This window comes from Paramagnetospirillum sp. (assembly GCF_058402745.1).
In genome coordinates, this window is record NZ_JBZVFI010000007.1 from 142,559 (window position 1) to 168,469 (window position 25,911).

The 25,911-nt window shown below is 67.7% G+C and carries 27 protein-coding genes; 12 read left to right on the plus strand and 15 right to left on the minus strand.

All coding sequences use genetic code 11. The annotated features are described in order from the left end of the window. The gene (sugE, locus tag ACV4UZ_RS05510; protein WP_491599915.1) at positions 1 to 315 is read left to right on the plus strand and encodes a quaternary ammonium compound efflux SMR transporter SugE; all 315 of its coding nucleotides are present in this window, start codon (positions 1 to 3) and stop codon (positions 313 to 315) included. A 150-nt stretch (positions 316 to 465) separates the two neighbouring features. Here sugE and ACV4UZ_RS05515 read toward each other — a convergent pair whose 3' ends face one another. The 4 genes from ACV4UZ_RS05515 to metC form a co-directional block, all read right to left on the minus strand. Next, entirely contained in the window at positions 466 to 1,200 is a 735-nt protein-coding gene (locus ACV4UZ_RS05515; protein ID WP_491599916.1) for a DUF6901 family protein, read from the minus strand. 259 nt (positions 1,201 to 1,459) lie between these two features. Further along, a complete protein-coding gene (locus tag ACV4UZ_RS05520) occupies positions 1,460 to 2,416 on the minus strand; it encodes a nickel/cobalt transporter (protein ID WP_491599917.1) in 957 nt (318 codons plus the stop codon). Next, complete coding sequence (locus tag ACV4UZ_RS05525) at positions 2,407 to 3,051, minus strand: DUF1007 family protein (protein WP_491599918.1); 645 nt, start codon at positions 3,049 to 3,051, stop codon at positions 2,407 to 2,409. Before ACV4UZ_RS05525 ends, ACV4UZ_RS05520 begins: the two co-directional genes overlap by 10 nt. 68 nt (positions 3,052 to 3,119) lie before the next feature. After that, positions 3,120 to 4,292 carry a cystathionine beta-lyase gene (metC, locus tag ACV4UZ_RS05530; RefSeq protein WP_491599919.1) on the minus strand — a complete coding sequence of 391 codons (1,173 nt, stop codon included), beginning with the start codon at positions 4,290 to 4,292 and terminating at the stop codon, positions 3,120 to 3,122. Between the two features lie 376 nt (positions 4,293 to 4,668). Between metC and ACV4UZ_RS05535 the strand changes: the two genes are divergently transcribed. After that, on the plus strand, positions 4,669 to 5,070 hold the full coding sequence (locus ACV4UZ_RS05535) for a hypothetical protein (protein WP_491599920.1): 402 nt from the start codon (positions 4,669 to 4,671) through the stop codon (positions 5,068 to 5,070). 65 nt (positions 5,071 to 5,135) lie between these two features. Here the strand turns inward: ACV4UZ_RS05535 and sseA are convergent, their stop codons facing one another. The 4 genes from sseA to ACV4UZ_RS05555 form a co-directional block, all read right to left on the minus strand. After that, the gene (sseA, locus tag ACV4UZ_RS05540) at positions 5,136 to 5,990 is read right to left on the minus strand and encodes a 3-mercaptopyruvate sulfurtransferase (protein ID WP_491599921.1); all 855 of its coding nucleotides are present in this window, start codon (positions 5,988 to 5,990) and stop codon (positions 5,136 to 5,138) included. A gap of 45 nt (positions 5,991 to 6,035) precedes the next feature. Beyond that, positions 6,036 to 7,040, minus strand: a complete 1,005-nt coding sequence (locus ACV4UZ_RS05545; RefSeq protein ID WP_491599922.1) for a cysteine synthase A — start codon at positions 7,038 to 7,040, stop codon at positions 6,036 to 6,038. Positions 7,041 to 7,205: 165 nt separating this feature from the next. Beyond that, entirely contained in the window at positions 7,206 to 9,383 is a 2,178-nt protein-coding gene (locus tag ACV4UZ_RS05550) for a xanthine dehydrogenase family protein molybdopterin-binding subunit (protein WP_491599923.1), read from the minus strand. After that, positions 9,380 to 9,880, minus strand: a complete 501-nt coding sequence (locus ACV4UZ_RS05555) for a (2Fe-2S)-binding protein (protein WP_491599924.1) — start codon at positions 9,878 to 9,880, stop codon at positions 9,380 to 9,382. Before ACV4UZ_RS05555 ends, ACV4UZ_RS05550 begins: the two co-directional genes overlap by 4 nt. 105 nt (positions 9,881 to 9,985) lie before the next feature. Here ACV4UZ_RS05555 and ACV4UZ_RS05560 point away from each other — a divergent pair, with 105 nt between their 5' ends. The 5 genes from ACV4UZ_RS05560 to ACV4UZ_RS05580 are packed head-to-tail and all read left to right on the plus strand — an operon-like array spanning position 9,986 to position 14,050. Continuing rightward, positions 9,986 to 10,678, plus strand: coding sequence for a class I SAM-dependent methyltransferase (locus tag ACV4UZ_RS05560; RefSeq protein WP_491599925.1), 693 nt, complete (start codon positions 9,986 to 9,988; stop codon positions 10,676 to 10,678). After that, entirely contained in the window at positions 10,675 to 12,252 is a 1,578-nt protein-coding gene (locus ACV4UZ_RS05565) for a hypothetical protein (protein ID WP_491599926.1), read from the plus strand. Before ACV4UZ_RS05560 ends, ACV4UZ_RS05565 begins: the two co-directional genes overlap by 4 nt. 48 nt (positions 12,253 to 12,300) lie before the next feature. Further along, positions 12,301 to 12,945, plus strand: coding sequence for a ParA family partition ATPase (gene parA / locus ACV4UZ_RS05570; protein ID WP_491599927.1), 645 nt, complete (start codon positions 12,301 to 12,303; stop codon positions 12,943 to 12,945). 5 nt (positions 12,946 to 12,950) lie between these two features. Continuing rightward, positions 12,951 to 13,436, plus strand: a complete 486-nt coding sequence (locus ACV4UZ_RS05575) for a hypothetical protein (protein ID WP_491599928.1) — start codon at positions 12,951 to 12,953, stop codon at positions 13,434 to 13,436. Then, positions 13,436 to 14,050: an NUDIX domain-containing protein gene (locus ACV4UZ_RS05580; RefSeq protein ID WP_491599929.1), complete on the plus strand. Its 615-nt coding sequence runs from the start codon at positions 13,436 to 13,438 to the stop codon at positions 14,048 to 14,050. The genes ACV4UZ_RS05575 and ACV4UZ_RS05580 overlap by 1 nt, the downstream gene beginning before the upstream one ends. A 126-nt stretch (positions 14,051 to 14,176) precedes the next feature. On the opposite strand, the gene ACV4UZ_RS05585 is transcribed toward ACV4UZ_RS05580, so the two are convergent. Both ACV4UZ_RS05585 and ACV4UZ_RS05590 read right to left on the minus strand, forming a co-directional pair. Beyond that, positions 14,177 to 14,794: a YjbE family putative metal transport protein gene (locus tag ACV4UZ_RS05585; protein WP_491599930.1), complete on the minus strand. Its 618-nt coding sequence runs from the start codon at positions 14,792 to 14,794 to the stop codon at positions 14,177 to 14,179. Further along, positions 14,794 to 16,029 (minus strand): nucleoside recognition domain-containing protein, encoded by a 1,236-nt coding sequence (locus tag ACV4UZ_RS05590; protein ID WP_491599931.1) that lies wholly within the window; start codon positions 16,027 to 16,029, stop codon positions 14,794 to 14,796. Before ACV4UZ_RS05590 ends, ACV4UZ_RS05585 begins: the two co-directional genes overlap by 1 nt. A 198-nt stretch (positions 16,030 to 16,227) precedes the next feature. On the opposite strand from ACV4UZ_RS05590, the gene ACV4UZ_RS05595 reads away from it, so the two are divergent. Beyond that, a complete protein-coding gene (locus ACV4UZ_RS05595; RefSeq protein ID WP_491599932.1) occupies positions 16,228 to 16,809 on the plus strand; it encodes a hypothetical protein in 582 nt (193 codons plus the stop codon). Here ACV4UZ_RS05595 and ACV4UZ_RS05600 read toward each other — a convergent pair. Both ACV4UZ_RS05600 and ACV4UZ_RS05605 read right to left on the minus strand, forming a co-directional pair. Then, complete coding sequence (locus ACV4UZ_RS05600) at positions 16,798 to 17,514, minus strand: LrgB family protein (RefSeq protein WP_491599933.1); 717 nt, start codon at positions 17,512 to 17,514, stop codon at positions 16,798 to 16,800. The two genes, ACV4UZ_RS05595 and ACV4UZ_RS05600, sit on opposite strands and share 12 nt — an antisense overlap. Then, positions 17,511 to 17,864 (minus strand): CidA/LrgA family protein, encoded by a 354-nt coding sequence (locus ACV4UZ_RS05605; protein ID WP_491599934.1) that lies wholly within the window; start codon positions 17,862 to 17,864, stop codon positions 17,511 to 17,513. The genes ACV4UZ_RS05600 and ACV4UZ_RS05605 overlap by 4 nt, the downstream gene beginning before the upstream one ends. 26 nt (positions 17,865 to 17,890) lie before the next feature. Between ACV4UZ_RS05605 and ACV4UZ_RS05610 the strand changes: the two genes are divergently transcribed. After that, the gene (locus ACV4UZ_RS05610; protein ID WP_491599935.1) at positions 17,891 to 18,187 is read left to right on the plus strand and encodes a SemiSWEET family sugar transporter; all 297 of its coding nucleotides are present in this window, start codon (positions 17,891 to 17,893) and stop codon (positions 18,185 to 18,187) included. Between the two features lie 125 nt (positions 18,188 to 18,312). Here ACV4UZ_RS05610 and ACV4UZ_RS05615 read toward each other — a convergent pair whose 3' ends face one another. After that, positions 18,313 to 19,005, minus strand: coding sequence for an orotate phosphoribosyltransferase (locus tag ACV4UZ_RS05615; RefSeq protein ID WP_491599936.1), 693 nt, complete (start codon positions 19,003 to 19,005; stop codon positions 18,313 to 18,315). A gap of 83 nt (positions 19,006 to 19,088) precedes the next feature. On the opposite strand from ACV4UZ_RS05615, the gene ACV4UZ_RS05620 reads away from it, so the two are divergent. Then, positions 19,089 to 19,868, plus strand: a complete 780-nt coding sequence (locus ACV4UZ_RS05620; protein ID WP_491599937.1) for an enoyl-CoA hydratase/isomerase family protein — start codon at positions 19,089 to 19,091, stop codon at positions 19,866 to 19,868. 498 nt (positions 19,869 to 20,366) lie between these two features. Here the strand turns inward: ACV4UZ_RS05620 and ACV4UZ_RS05625 are convergent, their stop codons facing one another. Beyond that, positions 20,367 to 21,320 (minus strand): hypothetical protein, encoded by a 954-nt coding sequence (locus ACV4UZ_RS05625; protein ID WP_491599938.1) that lies wholly within the window; start codon positions 21,318 to 21,320, stop codon positions 20,367 to 20,369. Between the two features lie 144 nt (positions 21,321 to 21,464). Further along, on the minus strand, positions 21,465 to 24,410 hold the full coding sequence (locus ACV4UZ_RS05630) for a hybrid sensor histidine kinase/response regulator (RefSeq protein ID WP_491599939.1): 2,946 nt from the start codon (positions 24,408 to 24,410) through the stop codon (positions 21,465 to 21,467). A 213-nt stretch (positions 24,411 to 24,623) separates the two neighbouring features. Between ACV4UZ_RS05630 and ACV4UZ_RS05635 the strand changes: the two genes are divergently transcribed. Beyond that, positions 24,624 to 25,046, plus strand: coding sequence for an RrF2 family transcriptional regulator (locus ACV4UZ_RS05635; RefSeq protein WP_491599940.1), 423 nt, complete (start codon positions 24,624 to 24,626; stop codon positions 25,044 to 25,046). A 75-nt stretch (positions 25,047 to 25,121) separates the two neighbouring features. Continuing rightward, complete coding sequence (locus ACV4UZ_RS05640; protein WP_491599941.1) at positions 25,122 to 25,904, plus strand: DNA-binding response regulator; 783 nt, start codon at positions 25,122 to 25,124, stop codon at positions 25,902 to 25,904. The last annotated feature ends 7 nt before the right edge of the window (positions 25,905 to 25,911 follow it).

Sequence of the window (25,911 nt, forward strand, 5' to 3'; positions counted from 1 at the left end):
ATGCCGTGGATTCTTCTTTTGCTGGCCGGATTGCTGGAGATCGGCTGGGCGGTGGGGCTGAAATACGTGGACGGCCTGTCCAGGCCGGTGCCCCTGGTGCTGACCGGGGCGGCCATGGTGGGCAGCGTGGTGCTGCTGGGCATGGCCATGCGTTCGCTGCCTCTCGGCACCGCCTACGCGGTGTGGACCGGCATCGGCAGCGTGGGAACGGTGGTCGCCGGCATCATCCTGTTCGCCGAGCCCGCCGACGCCCTGCGCCTGGCCTGCATCGCCATGATCGTGGCGGGGATCATGGGCCTCAAAATGGCGACGTGATCATACCGCCGGCCTTTGAATTGACCTGTCATCCTGACGACCGCAGGGAGGAAGGGTCTTTCAGCGACAAGCGGCTGCCGCCATCGCGTGAAAGATCCTTCGGCTTTGCCTCAGGATGACATGAAGAGTCGGTTCCATCGGCGAACCGAATCAATCGTCCTCGACCGTGAAGGCGTCCAGGATGTCCTCGAAGCCGCCGTCGATGTTGTCCGGCGCGATCTGGGCGAACAGGTCGAGGATGATCACCGCGTTCAACAGGGCGTCGCGGCTGACCGAGTTGCGCATGCGCTCGGCCAGGTGCGAGTTCATCACCGACAGGTCGTGGTAGTGCTGCTTCAGCCCGTCCAGGGTCACCGGTCCGTCTGTGCCGGTCATGCGCTGCTGCACGATGGCCGACAGCAGCCAGGACGAGAACGAGCGGAACAGCGTCTCCTGCTCGTCGGCGAAGGGCAGGTGGAAACGGGCCATGGGACGCAGGAAGCGGGTCAGGGGGCAGCCCGATGTGGCGCAGACCAGACCGATCAGCGAGCCCAGCCCCGATTGCAGGGTGGTCTTGGCGACGATGGTGCGGTTGTCGGTATCCACCTCGACCACCGCCTTGTCGTGCGAAACGGAATCCTTGAAGGTGGGCAGGAACATGGCGATGCCGAGCGCCGCCGGGCAATAGGCGCAGTCGTCGGACAGGGTGCAGTTGGGGCAGCGGTGATGCTCCAGCCTGGCCCAGTCCGGCTTGGGAGCCGTCGGCGGAATGTCCAGGCGGAAGGTTCTGCGGTCGAAGAACAGATCCGCCTTCAGCGGCGCCTGCGCCCCGGTGAAGAAACGATAGCTGATCTGCTTGCAGCCGATCTTCGAGGTCTGATCCATGGTGCAGTCCAGGGGGGCCATGGCCGTCTCCAATCGCCGGTGAATCCCAAATGCGATGATTGGAGTCTAGGCTTGTTACCGCCTGCTCAACAATCAGGCCGCTCCCTTAATTCGTTCGGGCTATGGCCTATGCGAAGGTATTCAATCCTGGCCTTCCGTCCAGGGTGGAGCAGGTATGGGGAGTCTTTAATGGCTTGAAATAATTGTCATATGACGGTGCGCTAACCTGTAATCGGATGATGTAAACAGGTTGTGACACGATTGACGAATTCTAGAAAATTTATCCGGTGACCGACGGTCCATTGATCAAGCTGCCGAGCAGCAGCGCCACGCCCAGCGCGGTGATGGACAAGGCCCCGGCCAGGGCCAGGACGAAGCGGATGCGTCCGCCCAGGCTGGAGGCGCCGAAGCCCCGCTCCACCAGCCGGTTGAGGCCCAGGGCGCCCAGTCCGATGGCCGCCACGGTGACGGCCACGCCGATTCCCATGGCGAGCGTCGCCAGCACGCCGATCAGGACCATGCCGTTGGCGAAGCAGAACAGCAGGACCAGGATGGCGCCGGAACAGGGGCGGAAGCCCACCGCCGCCGCCATGGCGAACAGGGCGTTGCGCTCGGTCGCCGGAGCGTGGTGATGGTCGTCGTGGTGATGATGGCCGCAGCAGGCGCCGTCATGATGATGGTGGTGGCCATGGTCATGGTGGCCGTGGTCGTGGCCGCAGCCCTTGCCGGTGAGCGTCCGCCAGGTCATCAGGGCGCCGATGGCGGCGATCATGGCGAAGGAGCCCACTTCCAGCCACGCCGCTCCGGCGGTGACGTCGCGGGGGGCGAGGCTGAGGATGCCGGCCAGCACGCCCACGGCGAGGATGGCCGAGCCGGCCTGGACCATGGCGGCGATCAGGCTGGCGGCCAGGCCGTGGACGATGCGGGCGCGTCTTGTCGCGAACCAGCCGCCGATCACCACCTTGCCGTGGCCGGGACCCACCGCGTGGAACACGCCGTAGAGGAAGGCGGCCAGGATGATGGCGGCGGCCGGCTCCCACGATCCGGTCTCCTTCATCACCGCCAGCTGCTCGCGCAACTGTCCGGTCAGCTGCCGTTGCAGGGCGAAGCCCCAGGCGGCGATGGAGCGCAGCGGCTCGGGCAGGTCGGAGCCGGGGGAGGGCGCTCCTCCGCCCGGCACCAGGGCGGCCCAGGCCGAGACGGGCAGCAGCGACAGGACAAGGACGGTCAGCCGCATGTCACCGTCGCCCGCTTGGGCGTCACAGCGCCGCCGAAGATGGTGTTGCCGTGGTCGGGCGCGATCACCGCCTTGCAGCCGGCGGCGCCGTCGCCGTTCAGGGTGACCGCGTTGTCGGTGGGAAAATCCATGTCGATGTAGAAGGTTTCCTCGAAGGTGGTGAAGCTGAAGGATTCCCGGCGCGGGTCCACCGGCCGGGGCAGGGGCAGGCGGAAAGCGTACATCAGGCTGTCCTTGACGGCGATCACCTTGAAGTCGGTGGCGTCCAGCCAGACGACCGGCTCGGTCCCTATGCGGGCATAGGTGAAGTGGCTCTGGGGCTTGGTGTCGCGGAAGGCCTCGCGCTCCAGGTCCTTCAGTTCGTCGGCGTCGAGGCGGTTGTTGCCGTTCTTGTCGAAATCCTTGAGCAGCGAGGCGCTGAACACCGCGTCGAACCTCCAGCCCATGAACAGGCTGACGATCTTGCCGTCCTTGAACTCGGCCAGGGCGTGAACGTCCACCAGCACGTGGGGATGGGCCAGCGCCGGTCCGGGCAGAACCAGGAGAAGGACGGTCAGGATCGCTGCGGCACACCGCCCACGCCAACTGTCATCCCGACGGCCGCAGGACGGAGGGATCTCATCCTGCCCGGGCATTTCCGCCTTGGCACCCTTATGCCAGGCGGAGATCCCTCGCTGGCGCTCGGGATGACATATTGTCTGGATCAGGAGGCGGCGCATGCCAGCCGCCCGAAGCCGCGCTCCAGGTCCTCCAGCAGGTCGTCGGCATCCTCCAGCCCGGCATGGAAGCGGAGCGAGGGGCCGGCGGGGGACCAGTCGGTGGCGGTGCGGATGATGGAATGCCCGGTGGTGGGAATCACCAGGCTTTCGAACCCGCCCCACGAATAGCCCAGCTTGAAGTGGGAATAGCCGTCCAGCATGGCGTCCACCGCCGCCTTGGCCGCCGGCTTCAGGATCACCCCGAACAGGCCGCAGCCGCCGGTGAAGTCCCGCCGCCACAAGGCGTGGCCGGGATCGGAGGGCAGCGGCGGATAGAGCACCCTGTCCACCTCGGGCCGCGCCGCCAGCCAATGGGTCAGGCGGAGCGCCGTTTCCGAATGCTGGCGCAGGCGGACGGGCAGGGTTCTGAGGCCGCGCAGGCCCAGATACATCTCCTCGGTGCCCGGCGAATGGCCGAAGGCGGCGATGGAGGTCTTGACCCGCAGCCACAATTCCGGCGTGGCGGCGGTGATGGTGCCCAGCATGGCGTCGGCATGGCCGACGATGTACTTGGTGGCCGCCTGGATGGAGATGTCGACGCCCTTGGTGAAGGGCTGGAAGTGCAGCACCCCCCAGGTGTTGTCGATCATGACGATGGCGCCGGCGGCGTGCGCCGCCTCGGCGATGGCCGGGATGTCCTGCACCTCGAAGGTCAGCGAACCGGGGCTTTCGGTGAACACCACCCTCGTGTTGGGACGGATCAGCGCCTTGATGCCGGCACCCACCAGCGGGTCGTAATAGGTGGTCTCGATGCCGAGGTCCGCCAGCACGCCGTCGCAGAACTTGCGGGTGGGGAAATAGGCGGTATCGACCATCAGCAGGTGGTCACCGGCCTTGAGGAAGGCCAGCAGCGCGCCGGTGATGGCCGCCAGTCCCGACGAGGTGGCGACGGTGCGGTGCCCGCCCTCCAGTTCCGCCACCGCCTCTTCCAGGGCGAAGGTGGTCGGCGTGCCGAAGCGGCCGTAGCGCACGCCCTCGAACGGCGTCTTGCCGCTCTTCTCCATGGCCGCCACCGAGGGGTGGAGGATGGTGGAGGCGTGGTAGACGGGGGGATTGACGGCGCCGTGGAAGGCTTCCGGCTTGCGGCCGGCATGGAGGATGCGGGTGGATTTCTTCATGTCATTCCGGCCGAGCGAACTGGGACGGGCATGGTGCCGTGCCGGAGCCCCTCAAGCCAAGGAATTTCGCGTATCAGCCTGCCAGGGACAGGGCGGCGGCGGCCAGCAGCGCCAGGGCGGCGAAGGCGGCCAGCACGAGATGGGAGTTATCCTGCGCGGCAACGCGGGCACGAGCCTTACGGTTACGCATGGGACATCTCCTTTTCTTCCGTCCTTTCAAATATGGACGCGAATGGGCCGGGCATCAAGTTGTCATGAACATTCTTTCACCGGCCGCCGTGTCCGCTCCCCATACCGGCGTATAGGCTGGTTGAAATAGGGGGAATCACGCCATAAGTCATAAAATGGTTGGGGTCATTCCAGGGGAGATGTGACCATGCTCCGTATCCGTATTCTGCCGGCCGCCGTGGTGGCGACCGGTCTTTCCGTCTTGGCGGTGTTCCCGGTTCTGGCCGGGGATTCCAAGGCGCAGGTGGCCACCGCCGCCGCCCATGCCGGCATGGCCGCCGCTTCCGGCGAGCTGAAGATGGTCAAGGGCCATCTCCAGCATGTGATCAACTGCCTGGTCGGTCCGGCCGGCGAGGGTTATGACGCCACCCAGGCCAATCCTTGCAAGGACCAGGGCTTCGGGGCCATTCCCGACGCGCCCATGGACAAGATGCCGGCGCTGCAGGCGGTGCTGAAGATGGCCCGGGACGGCGCCGCCGAATCCGATCTGGCCAAGGCGCGCGAGAAGGCCGCCGCGACCCAGGCGGCGCTGGGCAAGATATCCATGTGACCCAGGCAGCAAAAACCCCCGCCGGCGATGGCGGGGGTTTGCCGATACCGGCGGTGCCGGAACGATCACTTCTCGATGGGGGTGTCGTCGCGGTTGCCCCATTCGGCCCACGAGCCGTCATAGACCGCCACGTTCTCGTGACCCAGCAGGTTCAGCGCCAGCGCCACGGTACAGGCGGTGACGCCCGAGCCGCAGGAGATGGCCACCGGCTGCTTGGGCTCGATGCCGGCGGCGTCGAAGCGGGCCTTCAACTGGTCGGCGGGCAGCATGCAGCGGGTCTTCTCGTCGATCAGGTCGGTGAACGGCACGTTGACCGAACCGGGAATATGGCCCTGGTGCTTGGTGGGGCGCGGCTCGGCCGCCTCGCCCTTGAAGCGGGCGGGGGCACGGGCGTCGAGCACCAGCTCGCGCTTGCTTTCCAGATTGGCCTTCATGTGGTCCAGGTCGCGGACCAGCAGGTGGTTGTAGTGGCTGATGAAGTGGCGGGTGCGGGGAACGGGGGGCAGATCCTCCACCGGCAGGCCCTCGCGCAGCCACTTGGGGAAGCCGCCGTCCAGCACCGAGACGTCGCGGTGGCCGAAGGTGCGGAACATCCACCAGGCGCGCGCCGCGGCGCTGGTGAAGCCCGAACCGTCGTAGATCACGATCTTGTTGCCGTTGCCCAGGCCCAGCTTGCGCACCTTGGAGGAGAACTTCTCCGGCGCGGGCAGCATGTGCGGCAGGGTGGACTCCGTGTCGGCGATCTCGTCGATGTCGAAGAACACGGCGCCGGGGATGTGCTCGGAATCGTATTCCTCGCGCGCGTTGCGGTTCTGGGCCGGCGTGTACCAGCTGGCGTCCACGACGCGGACGTCGGGCGCGGAGAGGTGCGAGGCCAGCCACTCGGTGCTGACGAGGGCGTCCGGATTGGGATAGCTCATGCTCTTATGTCCCCCCTTGCGGGTTTGCTCTTGTTTGGTCGCCGTTCAGTCCAGCCAGTCGGGCACCGGCAGATCGCGCTCCCTCAGGAAGGCCGGATTGAACAGCTTGCTTTGATAGCGGGTACCATAATCGCAGAGCACTGTCACCACTGTGTGTCCGGGTCCTAATATGCGCGCCACCTTGATGGCGGCCATCACGTTGATTCCGCTCGATCCTCCCAGAACGAGACCTTCGCGCTTGACCAGATCGAAGATCAGCGGCAGCGCCTCGTGGTCGGTGACCCGCACCTGGTCGTCGATGGGCGCGCCCTCGAGATTCCTGGTGATGCGGCCCTGGCCGATGCCTTCGGTGATGGAGGTGCCCTCGGCCTTCAGCTCGCCATGGGCATAGTGGTTGTAGAGCGCCGAGCCCATGGGGTCGGCCAGGACCACCTTGATGTTCCTGTTGTGCTCCTTCAGCGCCATGCCGGTGCCGGCCAGGGTGCCGCCGGTGCCCACCGCGCAGGTGAAGGCGTCCACCTTGCCGTCGGTCTGGCGCCAGATCTCCTGGCCGGTGGTGTGGAAGTGGCCCATGCGGTTGGCGAGGTTGTCGAACTGGTTGGCCCACAGCACGCCGTTGGGTTCGGTCCTGGCCAGTTCATTGGCCAGGGTCTCGGAATAGCGCACGTAATTGCCGGGATCGGCGTAGGGCACCGCCGGGACCAGGCGCAGATCGGCGCCCACCAGCCGCAGCATGTCCTTCTTTTCCTGGCTCTGGGTCTCGGGCATGACGATGACCGTCCTGTAGCCCAGCGCGTTGGCCACCAAAGCGAGGCCGATGCCGGTGTTGCCCGCCGTGCCCTCGACGATCACCCCGCCGGGCTTCAGCAGTCCCTTCCGCTCGGCGTCCTGGATGATGGCCAGCGCGGCGCGGTCCTTGACCGAGCCGCCGGGATTGAGGAACTCGGCCTTGCCCAGGATTTCGCACCCGGTCTCCTCCGAGGCGCGCTTCAGGCGGATCAGGGGGGTGTTGCCGATGGAATCCAGGAATCCGTCGCGAATGTCCGTCATGGTTTGTGTAGTTTCCGTCTAATTACCATGCGAATAATGTAGCTAGTCGGGTGGCGGACTACAAGGCCCGTCCTGTCATCCTGAGGCGAAGCCGAAGGATCTTTCAGGCAGGAGCGGCAGCCGCCCGTGGTTGAAAGATGCTTCACGTCGTTCAGCATGACAATTCTAGGCTGGCCGCGCCAAAGCATTCCGTACCCGCTCGGGCGTGAACGGCACGGTTCTCAGGCGCACGCCCGCCGCGTCGAACACCGCGTTGGCCAGGGCGGCGGGCACCGGGGTGGCGGCCGCCTCGCCGCCGCCCATGGGCGGCAGGCCGGGCCGCTCGATCAGCTCGATGGCGATGTCGGGCACGCCGCCGAAGGTCAGGATGGGGTAGGTCGACTGGTCGGTCGAGGTGACGCGCGACGCGTCGAAGGTCACCTCCTCCAGCAGGGTGCGGGACAGGGTCTGCAGGATGCAGCCCTCGATCTGCATCTTCAGGGCGTCGGGATTGATCACCAGCCCGCAATCGTGGGCGCAGGCCACCCTTTTCACCGCGATGCGGCCGGTGTCGCGGTCCACCAGGACCTCCATGGCGATGGCCACATAGGTTTCCGAATGCTTGTAATGGACATAGGCGATGCCGCGCCCGCTGCCGTCGGCCTTGGGGTTGGGCATGGGCCGAGGCGCCCAGGCCAGCATGGAAGCCGCCTTGGACAGCACGGTGACGCCCCTCAGGTCCCTCAGTCCGATCAGGCGGGCCACCAGCGGGTCCATGCCGACGCCGGCGCACAGCTCGTCGAAGAAGCCTTCCACCGCGAAGGTGTTGGCGATCTTGCCGGGCGCCCGGATGTTGCTGGGTCGAAGCGGCGCGTCGGCCAGCCAGTGGACCTTGACCTCCAGGTCGGCCACCGCGTAGGGCGGATCGCCGTTCTGACTGATCAGGCCGGTGATCAGGCCCCCGGGCTGGTCGATGCCCGCCGCTTCGGCGCCGAGCAGCGGCACGTTGGGCAGGTTCGCGGTGGCCTTGGGCAGCCACATCTCGGTGCTCCAGGCGGTGAGCAGCCCGGCGTCCGACATGGTTCCCCTGAGGGCGAGAAGCTGCGGCGGCCCCTTGGGGTCCCAGGCCAGCTCGTCGTCGCGGCTCCAGGCGACGCGCACCGGCCTGCCCAAAGCCTTGGCCAGCAAAGCGGCGTCGGCGGCGGCATCGTCGTGGCCGTTCATGCCGTAGCAGCCGGACCCGTCCATGTAGATCAGCCGCACCTTGTCCGCCGGCAGGCCGAGGATGGCGGCGAAGGCGGGACGGAAGCGGTGGGTGGCCTGGGAGGCGGTCCAGATGGTGGCCTTGCCGTCCCTGACCTGGGCGACGGCGCAGCTTGGCCCCAGCGAAGCGTGGGACTGCACCGGCCAGTAATACTCCACCGCCGTGGGCGCGTCGGTCAGGCGGGCGGGGGCGTCGCCCTTGGCCTTCAGCACCTCCTCGGCGGCGAAGGGACCGGATTTCAGCCAGCCGCGCACCGCCCCGTGTCCCATCAGCGGGGCGGAGTCCGACCATTGGGCCTTCAGCATCCGGGCGGCGCGCACGGCATCCCATTCCCGCTCGGCCACCACCGCCAGGAAGTCCCTGATCCGCACCACCCGGGCGCCCTTGACGGCCTTGATCGAGGCTTCATCCACCTTCAGCAGGCGGGCGCCGACACCCGGCGGGCGGATCACCCGGCCGTGCAGCATGCCGGGCAGCTTGAAATCATGGATATAAACATGGGTGCCGCAGACCTTGGCCGGCACATCGGGACGGGGCAGGGGCTTGCCCACCACCCGGTACTCGGCGGGCGGGCGCAGCGGCGCCTTGGGGGCCAGCGCCATCTCGAAGCCCCGTTCCCCCACCAGATCGCCCATGCCGATGGAGCGGCCGCCATCCCTGGGCGCCACCATGCCGTCCTTGAGGTCCAGATCCTCGGGCGGAAGCTCCAGGCGGGCGGCGGCGAGGCGGATCAGCGCCTGGCGCGCCGTGGCGGCGGCCTGACGGATCTGCACGCCGCCCTTGGCCACGCCGGTGGAGCCGGCGGTCGGCCCCTGGTCGGGGGTGAGCATCGTGTCGCCCTCCACCAGGGTGATGGCGCCGGTGTCGAGTCCCAGTTCCTCGGCCGCCATCTGGCGGATGGCGATGCGCAGGCCCTGGCCGAGATCGACCTTGCCGCAAAAGACGGTGACCCGGCCGTCGGCGCCGATGGCGAGGAAACCGTCCACCTCGGCCGGGTCCACGCTCTTGCCCTCCGCCAGGGTGGGGCGGGGCAGACAGAACGCCACCGTCAGGGCGGCGGTACCGCCCAGGAAGGCGCGGCGCGAAAGATCGGGGCTCATGACGGCTCCCTCCCGCCGGCGCGCAGCACGGCGCGCAGCACCCGGTGGTGGCTGCCGCAGCGGCACAGATGGCCGTCCAGGGCGGCCTTGATCCGCTCGGGCTCGGGCTGGGCGTCGCGGGCCAGCAGGGCGGCGCTTTCCACCACCATGCCGGCGGTGCACCAGCCGCACTGGGCGGCCTGCTCGGCGATGAAGGCCGCCTGCACCGGATGGGGGGATTGCGGCGTTCCCAGCCCCTCGACCGTGGTGACGGCGCGCCCGGCGGCCATGGCGAGAGTGGTCTGGCAGGCGCGGGCCGGCTCGCCGTCGATCAGCACGGTGCAGGCGCCGCATTCGCCCTTGCCGCAGCCCATGTGGGTGCCGGTCAGGCCCAGATCGTCCCGCAGCCAGTAGATCAGCGGCATCTCGCCATCGGCCGGCGCGGCGGTGCGGGGCGTGCCGTTGACCGTGAGGGAAAGGGGGGCGGGGGGGGTGGAGCGTGCCGGCTTTGCCGCCATGGAATCCTCGCGCAAGGTGGGGAGGGCAGTATAGGGGCAAATCCCCGGCTTGCCCAAGGCCGCGCTTATCCGCTACACCCAACCCAGACACGGGGGGAGGCCGGTTTGAACCAGCATGCGCCGGGATTTTACGCCAGCTACGCCAGCCACAAGGGCTACGTCACGCCGGCGGTCGGGCCGAAGCAGGCGGCGCGGTTCGATGCCGAGATCTGGGGGCCGGCGCAATGCGCGCCCAGCCAGTCCTTCCTGGAAATCGGCTGCGGCACCGGCGCCTTTCTCGCCTATCTGCGGGGCAAGGGGGTGGGCCGGGTGCTGGGCATCGACCACGACCCCGCCCTGGCCAAGGTGATACCCGAGGCGGCGCGGCGCGATTTCCTGTGCCGCGACGTGTGGGAGGTTCTGGCCGACGATTCCCTGGGCCGCTTCGACCGCATCGTGCTGCTGGACGTGCTCGAGCATTTCGAGGCGGGGGACGCGCTGCGCCTGCTGCAATCCTTGCGCGGACGCCTGGCCGAGAACGGCCGGGTGGTGGTCAAGGTTCCCAATGCCGGCTCGCCCTGGGGATTGGCCTATCAGTACGGCGACCTGACCCACCGCACCGCCTTCGCCCCCATTTCCATGCGCCAGCTGGCCGATGCCGCCGGCTTCGGCCCGCCGCTGCTCTACGGTCAACGCCAGGGCTCGGCCCGGCGCCGGCTCACCGACGCCCTGGTCTGCCGGGTGCTGTCCTGGGCCCTGCTCAATCCGCCGGAAATCTGGAGCGCCAACTTCTATGCCGTCCTGCAGGTGAAACCGTGAAGCGCAATCTCGCCCTCGGGGTCCTGCCGGCCCTGTTCACCGCCCTGCTGTTCGCCATGGGGGCGGCGTCGCAGCCGTTCTGGCAGGTCTTCAACCTGGACCCCGATTACTACTACCTGACCAACGGCCTGCTGCTGGTGGAGGGACTGGCTCCCACCGACATGGGCCATCCCGGCACGCCGGTGCACGTGTTCATCGCCATGGTCTTCCGGCTGATGCATGTGGGCGAGCCCACCGGCGCCATCGTCGATGCCGTCCTGCGCGACCCCGAGCGGCATCTGAGGGTGGTGACCTGGGTGATGTATCCGCTGATCGGCCTGTCGCTGGTGGCGCTGGGCCGGGCCTTCCTGTCGGCCACCGGCCGTCTGGCGCCGGCGCTGCTGGCCCAGGGCGCGCCGTTCATGTCCATGATCATCCCCAAGTTCGGCCTGCACCCCAAGCCCGAGGGCTTCCTGATCATCGCCGTGGCTCTGGTGCTGGTCGCCGCGCTTCGGGTGGTGAGGGCCGAGACCCTGACCGACCGTCATGTGGGGTGGCTGGGACTGGCGCTGGGCTTCGGCATCGCCTGCAAGATCCAGTTCGCGGCCCTGGGATTGATCCCGCTGTTCATCCTGGACCGCCGCCGGCTGTTCCTGGTGCTGCCGCTGACCACGTTGGCGGGCTTCCTGATCTTCTTCTCGCCCGCTCTTCCTTCGCTCGACATCTTCCTGGGCTGGTGGACGAAGGTTCTGACCCATAGCGGAGCCTATGGCTCGGGCGATGCGGGCGTGGTCCAGTCCGGGCGCTACGGCAAGGCGGTGATCGGCCTGTTCGGCTCCAAGATCCTGTTCACCATCGGGGTGGCCCTGTCGCTGTTCGCCCTGGCCGGCTATGTGCGCCTGCGCCGCCGGGGACTCGTCGCGGCGGACCGGCTGGCCGGATTGCTGGCCGGCATGGTGGCCGCCGGGGTGCTCACCATCCTGGCGGTGGCCAAGCAGCCGGCCGCCCATTACCTGGTGCCGGCGCTGCTGCTGACCGGCCCCAGCCTCGCCATCGTCTTCGTGCTGTCGGCCAAGGTGTTCCCGCCCCGGCCCCACCTTCAGGTGTGGAGCGTCCTGGGCCTCGTCCTGGTGGCCATCAGCGCCCAGGCCTCCTGGAAGCAATATGCCGAACTGGCCCGTTGGACCCGCGACGCCCAGGCCTTCGACATGGGGAAATTCAAGGCCTGCGCCAAGATCGACTACGATTCCGCCTCGACGCTGCCCTATGCGCTCCAGCGTGGCGACATGAACTCCCAGGGCCGCTATTCCCCCAGGCTCGCCGAGTTCATGCCCAAGGACCACTACACCTGGTTCATCAACGAGCATTCGTGGTGGAGCAGCGGCTTCATGCAGTGGAACAAGCCCATGGTGGTCGCCGAGGTGGTGGCGGCCTATCCCTGCACCGTGTTCCGGGGCAACCAGCCCAACAACCTGCCGGCCTTCACCCGGTGGGCCCTGCCGGGCTTTCGGCCCGACGACATCTGCGAGGTGGGCGAGGAAACGGTGTTCACCCTGGGAATCCGCTGCGACGGCTCAACGCCCCTTGCAAAATGAGGCCAAAGGGATAGCCTTCTCGCGTCACGTCACGACCAGGGGGACATCATGGCGGCCAAGGCCGTAACCATCGCCCAGCAAAAGGGCGGCGCCGGAAAGACCACCATCGCCGCGCAACTGGCCGTCACCTTCGCGCGCGGCGGATTGCGGGTCGGGCTCTTGGACATCGATCCCCAGGGTTCGCTGGCCGCCTGGTACGACATCCGCAAGGCCCTGGTCGAGGAGGAAGGCGGCGGCATCACCTTCGTTCAGGCCTCGGGCTGGCGGCTGTCCACCGAGCTGGACCGGCTGAAGCGCTCGGTCGATCTCGTGCTGATCGATTCACCGCCCCATGCCGAGACCGAGGTGCGCATCGCCGTGCGCGCCGCCGACCTGATTCTGGTGCCCATGCAGCCCTCGCCCATGGATTTGTGGGCCACCGGCCCCACATTGGATATGGCGCGCAAGGAGAAGTCGCCCGCCCTGATGGTGTTCAACCGCACGCCGCCGCGGGGCAAGCTGGTGGATGCCGTCCGCAAGAAGATCAAGGACGCGGAGGTTCCCGTCGCCCAGGCGGTGCTGGGCAACCGGGTGGCCTTCGCCGCCTCCATGATGGAGGGCAAGGGCGTGGTGGAGAGCAATCCCCGCCACACCGCCTCCAAGGAGATCAAGGCGCTGGCGGTGGAGATCGCCGGCATCCTGGGACTGGACTGAAGGCCATGGACGTGATCCTCGACAACGCCTACGCCATCGCCATGGCGCTGCACACCCTGGCGGCGGTGGTGTGGGTGGGCGGTATGTTCTTCGCCCACCTGATCCTGCGTCCGGTGCTGGTGGAGCGTCCGGCGGCCGAGCGTCTGGCCGTGTGGCGCGGGGTGTTCCCGCGCTTCTTCCTCTGGGTGTGGATCAGTATCTTCGTGCTGCTGGCCACCGGGTATTCCACCCTGCTGCTGGGCTTCAAGGCCGGCTTCACCGGCGGCCCCGGCCATGTGGACATCATGCAGCTGATCGGGCTGGTGATGATCGCCCTTTATTTTCAGCTGTTCTTCGGCCCCTGGCAGGGCTTCAAGCGGGCCTTCGCCAGCGCCGACCACGCCGCGGCGGCCGGCTACATGGTCCGCATCCGCCACATCGTCACCGTCAATCTGATTCTCGGCCTGATCAGCATCATGATCGGGGTGATCGGATCGCTGCTGGGGGTCTGATGGTCATGGACCGGGACAGGGACGTCGAGGTCATCTCCAAGGAGACGGTCTACAAGGGCTATTTCCAGGTGGACCGCTACCGCCTGCGCCACCGTACCTTCGCCGGCGGCTGGACCGACGTGATGATGCGCGAGGTGTTCGAGCGCGGCCACGCCGTGGTGGTGCTGCTCTACGACCCCGAGAGCGACCGGATCGCCCTGATCGAGCAGTTCCGCCCCGGCGCCTACGCCGCCGGCTGGCATCCCTGGCTGATCGAATGCGTGGCCGGCATCATCGAGGACGGCGAGCACCCCGACGACGTCGCCCGGCGCGAAACCCGCGAGGAGGCGGGGTCGGACCCCACCGACATGATCCATATCGGCGATTATCTGGTCACCGCCGGCGGATCCTCGGAAAGCTGCAAACTCTATTGCGCCCGGGTGGATTCGTCTTCCATCGCCGGCACCCACGGCCTGGCCCACGAGGGCGAGGACATCCGGGTGTTCCTCGTCGATCCCGCCGAGGCTCTTGCCATGTGCCGCGACGGGCGCATCAACAACGCCATGGCGGTGCTGGCCATCCAGTGGCTGGCCCTGGAGCGCGACGGCCTGCGGGCCAGGTGGCTGGGCGCCTGATCGCTTCCTGGAGCATCATCATTGACCGTCATGGCCGGGCTTGACCCGGCAATCCAGCCCCCCCCCCGGATCAAGTCCGGGGGGTGACGGCGGAAGGAATGCGATTCAGCTTCGATCGGACGGACCCTACCCCTGGACGTTGCCGGCCAGGACCAGCAACGGCTGCGCCCCATCCCAGATCATGCGCAGCGCCACGATGACGATGATTCCCAGGCCCACATAGGCGATCCAGTGCCAGCGCTTGAGAACGCGGGCCACCACCTCGGACGCCGCGCCGGTCAGCGCCACCGACAGGGCGAGGCCCAGCACCATGATCCACATGTGGTCGCGGGCCGCGCCGGCCACCGCCAGCACGTTGTCCAGCGACATGGAGACATCGGCCAGGATGATCTGCTTGACCGCCTCGCTGAACTTCTTGGGCTCGGCGGGGGAGGCCGCGTCGTCGTCGGGCATGTCGTCGTGGCCGCCGGCCCGAAGCTCGCGCCACAGCTTCCACGACACCCACAGCAGCAAGAGGCCGCCGGCGAACAGCAGGCCGATGATGCCCATCAGCTGCACCGCGAAGATGGAGAACAGGATGCGCAGGCCGGCGGCCGCCGCGATGCCCCACAGGATGGCCTTGCGCCGCTGTTCCGGCGCCAGCCCGGCGGCGGCGATGCCGATCACCACGGCGTTGTCCCCGGCCAGGGTGACGTCGATGGCGATGACCGAGGCCAGCGCGGTGAGCTCGGACGCGAGATCCATTATAGTCCTCCAAACAGCAGACGGCAGACGATGAGTGCGGCGGCCAGGGCGGCCAGATCGGCCAGCAGGCCGACGGCCAAGGCATGGCGGATGCGCCGCACCTGCACCGCGCCGAAATAGACGGCGAGCACATAAAAGGTGGTTTCGGTCGAGCCGTAAAGGGTGGACAGCAGGGCGCCGAGATAGGAATCGGGGCCGATGGCCGGGTCCTTGAGGCTGGCCGCCAGCATGCCGTAGGAGCCCGAGCCCGACAGGGTGCGCATGACGGCCATCATCAGCGCCTCGGCCGGCAGGCCGATCGCCTCGGTCAGGCGGCCCAGCGGACGGATCAGCAGGTCCATGGCGCCCGAGGCCCGCACCATGCCGATGGCCGCCAGGATAGCCACCAGATAGGGGATGATGCGCACCGCCACCTCGAAGCCCTCGCGGGCGCCCTCGATGAAGCATTCATAGAGCCGCACCCGCCGGGCGGCGCCGAACAGCAGCAGACCGACCACCAGGGACGGCATGATCCACGGCCCCAGCGCCTTGCCCCAGACCAGCAGCGCCGCCGACAGGGCCAGCAATGCCGCCAGGGCGAGGGTGCTGGGCCACAGCCGGCCGGCGTCGGCCGCTTCGGCCATGGGCGGCTCGGCGGGGCGGGGCTGCCACAGGCCCTGCAGCCCCCGCGCCGCCAGCACCGCCACGATGGTGGCGGCGATGGTGGCGATCAGGGTGGGGGCGACGATGGCGGCCGGCTCGGCCGAGCCGGTGGCGGCCCTAAGCGCGATGACGTTGGTGGGCAGCAAGGTGATGCCCGCCGTGTTGATGCCCAGGAACAGCACCTGGGCGTTGCTGGCGGTGCCCTTGTCGCGGTTGAGGCTTTCCAGGTGCTCCATGGCGCGGATGCCGAAGGGCGTGGCGGCGTTGCCCAGTCCCAGCAGGTTGGCGGCCAGATTCATCACCATGGCGCCCATGGCCGGATGGCCGGCGGGAATCTCGGGGAACAGGCGGCGCAGCGGCGGCTCCAGCAGGCGGGCCACGGCGTTCAGCATGCCGCCGGCTTCGGCCACCTTCATCAGGCCGAGGAACAGGGCCATGATTCCCACCAGCCCCAGCGCCAGGGGCAATGCGCCCGCCACCGCCTCCATCAGGCCGGCCGACAGCGTCTCCATGGCGCCCGCCTTGCCCGACAGTTCGGCGAAGGCGGCCACCACGAACGAAACCACGACCAGGACCAGGAATACGGCGTTCAAGATGCGAGTCCCACTGCCATGCTGAGCGCCGGCGAAGCATCCTTCAGCCCCCGGCGGACCCGTCACGGCTTGAAAGATCCTTCGGCAGGGCCTCAGGATGACAAGGAATACCAGAAGGAATGTGGTCGCGCATCCTTGCCGCCCGCTTCAGGCCATTGTAAATCTCGGGGAGCAAATATGCGGGAGAAATGAACCATCATGCGCCGTGCCGCGCTCATCCTCGGCCTTGCCGCCCTGTGGGCCTTTCCCGCTTCGGCCGCCGATTCCGTGCCCGCCCGCCTCGACGCCGCCCGCGCCGCCCATGCCAAAGGCGACCTGGCCCGCGCCGCCATGGAACTGGAGGCGGCGGTGGCCGAGCTGCAGGGCCGGCTGGGCAAGCAGCTGGCGGAATTCCTGCCGCAGCCCCCCGCCGGCTGGCAGGCCGAGACGGCCGAGATCCATTCCCTGGGCGGGAGCGGCGGCGGGCTGGAGGTGACCCGGGCCTATGGGCGCGACGACAGCACGCTCAACGTCTCGCTGATCATCGACAGTCCGGCGGTGGCGGCGGCGGCGGCCCAACTGGCCGCCTCTCCCCAGGGCAATGCCCGCAAGGTCAAGGTGGGGGCCGAGGAGGCCACCCTGTACTGGAACCCGCAGGGCCATAACGGCGAGGTGCTGATGGTGCTGGGGCCGCGCGTCCTGCTGCAGATCGAGGGCGACAATCTGGCCAACAGCGAGCCCCTGGAGGCGGCGGCCAGGGGCTGGAACCTGACCGGCATCCGCAAGGCGCTAGCGCAATAGTCCCAGGATCAGGGGCACCATCACGGCGGTGAACAGTCCGACCAGACCGATGGCCAGCCCGCCGAAGGCGCCGGCCTTCTCGCTCATCTGCAGGGCCCGGGCGGTGCCGATGCCGTGCGCCGCGATGCCCATGGCCAGCCCCCGCGCCGCCTGATCCCTGACCCGCGCCAGGTCGAGAATCCACGACCCGGCGATGGCGCCGAAAATGCCGGTCAGCAGCACCATCACCGCGGTCAGCGAGGGGATGCCGCCGATGCGTTCGGCGATGCCCATGGCGATGGGGGTGGTCACCGACTTGGACGACAGCGACAGCAGCACCTTCTCCGAGCCGCCCAGGCTCCAGGCGATCAGCACCGCGCCGCCGCCGGCGATCAGGGCGCCGGTCACCACCACGATCAGCACCACCCCCCACACGCGGCGCAGGATGGGCAGCTGGCGGTAGAGCGGCACCGCCAGGGCGACGGTGGCCGGTCCCAGCAGGAAATGGACGAATTGGGCGCCGTCGAAATAGGTGCGGTACTCTGTGCCGGTGGCCATCAGGAAGGTGACGATCATCGCCACCGACACCACCATTGGGCTGAGGATGGGCGGCCGTCCGTACCTTTCGTACAGCCAGACGGCGGCCTGATAGGCCACCAGGGTGGAGGTCAGCCCCAGCAGCGGCGAGGTGGCGAGGTAGACCCACAGGCCGGCGAAATCGCTCATGGATGGTCTTCCCCCTTGCGGCGCATCAGGAACTGCATCAGCCGCCCCGACACCACCAGGGTCAGCACGGTGCTGACCAGCACGCCGGCGGCGATGGGCAGGGCCTCGGCGGCGATCACCTTGAAATGCACCATCACGCCGACGCTGGCCGGGACGAACAGCAGGGGGAAGTTGGCGAAGATGCCGCGCGTCACCCCCTCCAGCCCGTCCGGCACCCGGCCCCTGGCCACCAGGCCGAGGAACAGGATCACCATGCCCACCACCGGGCCGGGAAGCGGCAGGCCGGAGAGGCGGACCAGCACCTCGCCGGCAAGCTGGCAGAGCAGCAGAACCGTGATATAGGGAAGCACGTTCGCCCTCCTCTCAGGTATGTTCCATGGACTGGCTTTCCCCCATCGACCTGCTCGGCGCCGTCGCGGGCATGCTGACGACCATCTCCTTCGTGCCGCAGGTGGTCAAGACCCTGCGCACACGCCAGACCAGGGACATATCGCTGGCCATGTGGCTGACCTTCTGCGCGGGCGTCGGTCTGTGGACGCTCTACGGCCTGCTGCTGGGGGCCTGGCCCATCGTGGCCTCCAACCTGCCCACCCTGGCCCTGGCCGGCACCATCCTGGTGGTCAAGCTTCGCAACATGGGAAAGGAAACGGGGGGCGACAAGCCCCCCGCTTGAAACATCCCGTGTCATCCTGAGCTTGGCGAAGGACCTTTCAGCCTGAAGCGGCTGGGGTTCTTGCGTGAAAGGCCCTTCGGCATAGCCTCAGGGTGACAGCCGGTATCTGATTTAACGCCTGATCCTCAGGCGCTCCGGCCGCCGTGCAGGGACGACCACTGGACGGGGTCGTGGAGGAACGAGCGCACCGCCTCGATGGCCTTCTTGTCGAACTGGCCCTCTTCCTCGACCACTTCCAGCACGTCCCACCAGTTGCACAGATAGCCCAGGCTGACGCCGATCTCCTCCAGGCTCTTCATGGCGCCGGGGAAGACGCCGTAGAAGAACACCACGAAGGAATGGTCCACCTTGGCCCCGGCTTCGCGCAGGGCATTGACGAAATTGACCTTGGAGGCGCCGTCCGAGGCCAGGTCCTCGACCAGCACGATGCGGTCGCCGTCCCGGAAATCACCCTCGATCTGGGCGTTGCGGCCGAAGCCCTTGGCCTTCTTGCGCACGTAGAGCATGGGCAGGCCCATGCGGTCCGACACCCAGGCGGCATAGGGAATGCCCGCCGTTTCGCCGCCGGCGACGGCCTCGGTGGATTCGTAGCCCACCTCGCGCAGGATGGCGTCGGTCATCAGCCTGCAGATGGTGGAGCGCGCCCGGGGGAACGAAATCACCTTGCGGCAGTCCACATAGACCGGGCTGGCCCAGCCCGAGGTCAGGATGTAGGGCTCTTCCGGACGGAAGTTGATGGCCTTGATCTCCAGCAGGATGCGCGCGACGGTCAGCGCCGCCTGCTTCTGCTCGGGGGTACGCGATTGGGTGGTTGCCATGGGAGAGCCCTCTTGCCTTGCCGATACCGGGGTCTATAGGCACAATCGCGCCTTCCTGCAAGAAGACAGAATAGGGAACCGAGATGTCCGACGTGATCCAGCTTGTCCGCGACGGCGCCGTCGCCACCGTGACGCTGAACCGCCCCGACCGCATGAACGCCCTGAACCTGCCCATGTGGCGCGGGCTGGCGGAGGCGTTCGAGAGCATTTCCGCCGACAAGTCCATTCACGTGGTGATTCTGAGGGGCGCCGGCACCAAGGCCTTCGCGCCGGGCGCCGACATCGACGAGTTCGATACCGACCGGGCCACCCCGGCCCAGGCCAAGGCCTACGATCTGGTGATGCGCAAGGCGCTGGACGCGGTGCGCGCCTGTCCCCAGCCGGTGGTCGCCGCCATCTGGGGGCCGTGCGTCGGCGGCGGGCTGGAACTGGCCTGCTGCTGCGACATCCGCCTTTCGGCCAGGTCGGGCAAGTTCGGGGTGCCCATCAACAAGATCTCGGTGGTGATGGCCTATCCCGAGCTGGCGCAGATCCGTCGGGTGGCCGGTGCGTCGGCGGCGCTGGAAATCCTGCTGGAAGGCCGCATCATGGATGCCGACGAGGCCCTGGCCAAGCGGCTGGTCAACCGGGTCCTCGAGGACGACGCCCTGGAGGCCGAACTGGCCGCCACCGCCAAGCGCATCGCCAGCGGCGCGCCGCTGGCCAACCGCTGGCACAAGGCCTTCATCACCCGCCTGGACGATCCCAGGCCGGTGTCCGAGGCGGAACTGGACGAGTGCTACCGCTTCCTGGAGACCAAGGATTACGCCGAGGGACTGGCCGCCTTCCGTGCCAAGCGCAAGCCGGTGTTCACGGCGGAATAAGGATCAGGGCTTGTCCGATCGAAGCTGAATCGCATTCCTTCCACCGTCACCCCCGGACTTGATCCGGGGGACTGGATTGCCGGGTCGAGCCCACTGCCGTCCGGTTTAATTGCCTGGGTGCTGGCGGGCGGGTTTTTTCACCACCAAGACACCAAGGACACCAAGAGGACATTCCAGGTGCGTCGTGCCCGGACTTGTTCCGGGCATCCACGCCCATCCGCAGGGACTATTGTTTCATGAGGCATTCCAGCGGATCCGCGTGGATGGCCGGGACGATGCCCGGCCATGACGGTGAGGTTGGGCGGGGCGATCAGCTCCGTCCTCTTGGTGTCTTGGTGGTTGAAGAGGCTTTTTCCGTATCCCCATTCCGGTGGAGCCATCTCAAACCAAGCCCGGGCAAGGCAAGAGACCGGTGCTGGCCGAAGTAAACCGGACGGCAGTGGATCAAGCCCGGCAATGACGGCCAATGGAGATGCGTCTTCCTAAGTCGGGCAGGCTTTAACCCCGGAACGCCGCTTCCGTCATCTGGGGAAGCAGCTTGAGGTCGGTGTGGGGGCCGACCTCGCGCTTGTCCAGGCGCTGGGCGATGGCGGCCACCACGGCCGGCTTGCCGGGAATGCCGAACTGGGTGCGGAAGCCGGCGCGGCCCAGCAGCTTGTAGGCGGTGACCATGATCACCGCCGCCTGATTGGTGCCGAGCCGCAGGCGGTTGAACAGGTCGGAATGCACCAGGTCGTTGATCTCGCCCAGGGCGGCGACCAGTTCGCGGGTCTCGGATTCGGGCCGTTCGCCCAGAACCTTGACCACGGCCGGATCGTTCAGCGCCTTCCACCACTGCTGTTCCGGCTGCGGCAGGTCCAGCGCCGACGGCGCATGGCCGGTCATCAGGGAGGGCGCCGCCGCCGCCTCGGCCATGGACTGGAGTATCTCGGCCTCGCGGATGTCAAGGAGGCGCGGCCCCATCTCCTGCACCTTGGCCAGGGGCAGCGGGGCGTAATGGGGGACCAGCTGCACCTGCCAGTCGTGGATCAGGTATTCGTTGATGGCCTTGTACATGGCCCCGGCCCGCGAATTCGGGTCGTTGGGATCGCCGCCCAGGGTGGCCTTGAAATGGCGCTTGGCGTGGGTGCGGACGATCATGGCGATGACGTCGTGCACCGAACGGCCGCAGCGCAGCGCCACGAAATCGTCGTTCACCGGCCGCCCGCGCGCGTCCACCAGCAGATTGCGGAAGGCGGAGCGGTTGCGGCGGAAGATGGCGATGCAGCCGTGCAGCATCTCGGAATTGGTCATGACGATGTCGTAGAATTCCTCGCCCGAGGTATTCTCGAAGGCGGGGATCAGCGAGCGGAACACCGCAGCCACCTTGCTCTTCAGCGTGTCGTTGATGACGCGGACCACATCGTTGTGGGTGTGCAAAGGCCTGGCGGCGTCGCCCATGGACCTCTTCACGCTGGCATCATCCCTCGGCATGTCCGAACACCCCTGGCCATCCGGATATCCGGAGCCAGTTTCAGGTTATCGGGACTTCATTCCGGGGGCAAAGCGCGAATTATGATTCTTTGTAGCGCTATCCCATTGAATTTAATGAGATATCTAACCTTGGGCATAGTCCGGAAGCAGGTGCTCGAGCGCATCGCGCAGATGGGGAAGCTCCACCGGCTTGGAAAGGTATGAATCCATTCCTGCCTTCAGGCAGCGCTCGGCCTCGCCGGCCAGGGCGTTGGCGGTCAGCGCCAGGATGGGGGTGTGGCGGCCTTGGGCATGTTCCTCGGCCCGGATGGCGGCGGTCAGCTGAAAGCCATCCATGATGGGCATGTGGCAATCGGTGAGCACCAGGCAATAGGGACGGGCGCGCCAGGCGGCCAGGGCGGCGGCGCCGTCTGGGAAGACCTCGGCGGGAAAGCCCAGCAATTGCAGCTGTCTGCGGATCACCTGCTGGTTCACCGGGTGGTCCTCGGCCACCAGGATGGGGGCGCCCTCCCAGGGGGTGGCCCGGGTCTCGGGCGGGGGCGCGGGGGCGCAGGCCGGGCGGGCGGGGGCGTAAGGTCCGACGACCCGGTCCACCGCCGCCGAAATCTGGGCGCGGGTGAGGGGACGGCTCAGGAAGCCGTGGCAGGCGGGATGACGTTCCAGCTTGAACCTGTGCCCGCCATCCTGTCCCTCGATGAACAGCATCGGCGTGGCGCCCAGCGGCGTCAGGTCGTCCATGGTGACGGTATCGGCGGTGATCAGGGCCAGGTCGAAGGGGACCTGGGTGGCGGTGGCCTTGCGCGACGCCGCTTCGGCCTCCCGGGGGCCGGGGACGCGCACCACCGCGCCGCCGCCCTGTTCGGTCACCAGGGCGATCAGGGTCCGCTCCTCGGTGTCGGGGTCCACCACCAGGATGCGCAGGCCGATGAAGTCGGTGGTCAGGTCGGTGAGCGGACCGGTGGCGGCGGGGGCGGGCTCGACCATGGGCAGCGGCAGCCGGCACCAGAAGGACGAGCCCTCGCCGGGCCTCGATTCGAAGCCGGCGGTCCCCTCCATCAGATCCACCAGACGCCGGGTGATGGACAGGCCGAGGCCGGTGCCGCCGAAGCGCCTTGTGGTGGAGGTCTCGGCCTGGGTGAAGGGCTGGAACAGGCGTTCCTTGAGCGCGTCGTCGATGCCGATGCCGGTATCGATCACCCGGATGGACAGCATGACGCGGCCCTGGGCGTCCATGCCGCCCTGGCCCAGATGGATGGCGACGCGACCCCGGTCGGTGAACTTGACGGCGTTGCCGGCGAGGTTGAAGAGAATCTGGCGCAGCCGCACCGGGTCGGCCAGCACCGTGGTGGGCAGGCCGGGATCGACGAAGGCCGAGAGGGTGAGCGACTTGGCCGCCGCCGCCGGGGCGACGGTCTGGACGACGCCTTCGACCAGGCGGTCGAGGTGGACGGGGACCCGCTCCAGCTCCAGGCGCCCGGCCTCGATCTTGGAGAAGTCGAGCACGTCGTCCAGGATGCGCAGCAGGGCCAGTCCGGATTCGCGGGTGGTGGCCACCAGGTCGCGCTGGTTGCCGTCCAGTCCGGTATGATCCAGCAGTTCCAGCATGCCGATCACCCCATTCATGGGGGTGCGGATTTCGTGGCTCATGGTGGCGAGGAAGGCCGACTTGGCCTGATTGGCCGCCTCGGCGCTTTCCTTGGCGATGGTGAGCGCGCTGATGGCGGCGTCGCGCCCGCGATTGGCCTCGTCGAACTTGGTCAGCACGCGGTTGAAGGCGGCGGCGATCTCGGCGGCCTCGGTCTCGGGCGCCGCGGCCACCGGCCGGGTGAACGAGGCCGGATGCTCGTGGGCCTCGATCTGGGCCAGCAGGTCCTGCAGGGTCCGGCGGTTGGCCTCCTCCGCCCGCCGTCCGGCCTCCTCGCGTTCCGCCTCCAGGCGCTGCTTCTCCAGGGAGTTGCGCTTGAACACCTCGACGGTGCGGGCCATGGCCGCCAGTTCGTCGTGCAGGTCGCGTCCCTCCACCTCGCGCGACCAGTCGCCCCGGGCGCCGGCCTCCATGGTCTCGCGCAGGCGCTGGAGCGGCGAACGGATGGATTGCCCGATCATCCAGCTGATCCAGGCGCCCACCAGCAGCAGGACCAGGGCGGCGCCCGCTCCCACCACGGCCAGGCGCAGCAATTGGTGGCGCGAGCGGCGCTGAAGCCGTTCCTCGCGGTCGCGGCCCTGGATGATCAGCCGGTCGATGGCCGCCGACATGACGGCCTGGCTGGCGTCCACCTCGTCGGTGAGGATGCGCGACCGCTCGTCGAAGCCCCGCGCGATGGCCTCGATGGCCGCCGACAGGGTGCGCGCCCTGGTGCCGATCACCGCCAGGGCATCGCGCTGCAGGTCGCTGGTGGCCAGGGCGGTCAGGGCCGGGATGGTGTCGATGACCCGCTGCAGGCTGGCATGGGCGTTGATGGCGCCGACCCCCTGGCCGTTGAAGTAGAAGGCATTGATCGAGATCAGGGCCTCGACGAAATTCTCGTGGGACTTGACCAGGGCGGGGCTCAGGGAATCGCCGCTGCGCGACCGGGTGGTGGAGTTGAGGATGGCGTAAAGCCCCGACATCTCGCTGGTGGATTGCAGCACGTCACTTTCATAAAGGCGCAGGATGTCGGCGTTGATGGCCTTCAGCGTCTGGAAGCCCGAGACGAAGCGCCGGGCCGCCTGATGCATGGCGTGGGCGTCGTCGGACAGCGGCTTCTGGTGGGCGGTGGCGTCGCCCATGGCCACGAACAGCTCCTCGGAGCGGCGCATGGCGTCCTTCAGGAGGTCGTCGGTGGGATTGGCCAGGTACTGGCGGATCATGCCCTGGAGACGCGAGGCGCGAATGTCGATCTCGGCCAGGGCGGTGGTGCGGTGCTGTACGGTGCGCAGCTCGTCCAGGTCGGAATCCATCACCGATGCGGCGTGCCAGCCCAGGCCGCCCACCGCCAGGGCCACGCCGACGTTCAGCGCCACCACCAGCGGAATGCGCCAGGCGATGGGCAGGGCCCTGATCCAACGAACGAAGCGCGCATACGCCATGGTCGGCGGCATCCCCCTCCTTCGCCTCTCCACCCGCGATGGTACAAGCGGAGAAGGGGCGGGGGAAGGGCAGTGGCGCCCTCGCGGCCCCGTCCGTGGAAAAAAGTGTGCCGTCGCGCAGGAGACCCATGCCTTCCGGCCGTCTTGACCAAAATCAAATATTATCGCAGCATGTTCAGGGTTCTCACAATTTTCATGTGGATATTCGCCACCATGCGCCTCACCCTGCACACCGATTACGCGTTGCGAGTCCTCGTCCATGTGGGGCGGCACAAGGGCGATCTGGTCACCATCAACGAAATCGCCGAGTGCTACGGCATCTCCAAGAACCATCTGACCAAGGTGGTGCACCAGCTGGGCCGCGCCGGCTATCTGGAGACGGTGCGGGGCAAGTACGGCGGCGTGCGCCTGCTGCGCCGGCCCGAGGACATCAAGCTGGGGCAGTTCATCCGCGAGACCGAGGACGACTTCACCCTGGTGCGCTGCATGCGCTGCGACTCCGCCGCCGAATGCCGCCTGTCGGGCAGCTGCATCGCCCGCGACGCCCTGTCTTCGGGGCTGTCGGCCTTCTTCAAGGTGTTGGACGGCTACACCCTGGCCGACATGCTGGTCGCCGAGCGCCAGGCCGCCGAATAGCCTTTTACAGGGATGGGTTTTCTCTGTGCCGCAAGTGGTGTATCCCTTGGCGGCCACAGTTGTTTGGGGGGGACCATGGCTTCTTTCGATTCCGCCGATAACGAGAACGAACTTCGCGTCATCAACGAGTTCCTCGACGAGCTCAGGGATACCGCCAGCCAGCTGCAGGTGCTGATCGGCAACATGCGCTCCAGGAGCGTTTCCGCCGCCGAGGGCCTGGCCACCCTGAAGCGCGAGGCCAGCAATCTGCGCAGCCATGCCCAGGGCCTCAGCCTGCCCATGATCAAGCTGGTCACCCACCGGTTCGACGAGTACGTGGGCGAACTGAAGGAAGCCGGCCCCGCCGAGCTGGACGAGATTCAGGTGTTCGTCGACAAGATCGAGAAGCTGGCCGATGGCGAGCAGGTCTCCGAGGCCGACGCGCCGGCCGTGGTGCGCGCCCTGCCGGCCAAGCGCACCGCCGACATCGATTTCGGCAAGATCGAGAAGAAGAACGTCGAGATTCTGCTGGTGGTGCCGGAAAAGGCCATGGCGCGCATCGTCGAGCGCGAACTGGCCGCCTGCGGCTACCGCACCTCGACCATCCGCGACGGCTTCGCCGCCATGGAAACCGTGGTGCGCACCCGCCCCGACATGGTGATCGCCTCGGTGGAACTGGGCCTGTTGTCCGGCGTCGACCTGGGATGCGCCCTGGCCGCCATGCCGGTGACCGACTCCATCCCCTTCGCCCTGTTCACCAGCTACGAATGGGGCAATCCCAAGCTCAAGGGCCTGCCGCCGCGTGCCTCGCTGATCCGCAAGGGACCGAAATTCGGCGACGATCTGGCCGAGACCCTGGCGCGATTCAGCATCACCTGAACCTGCA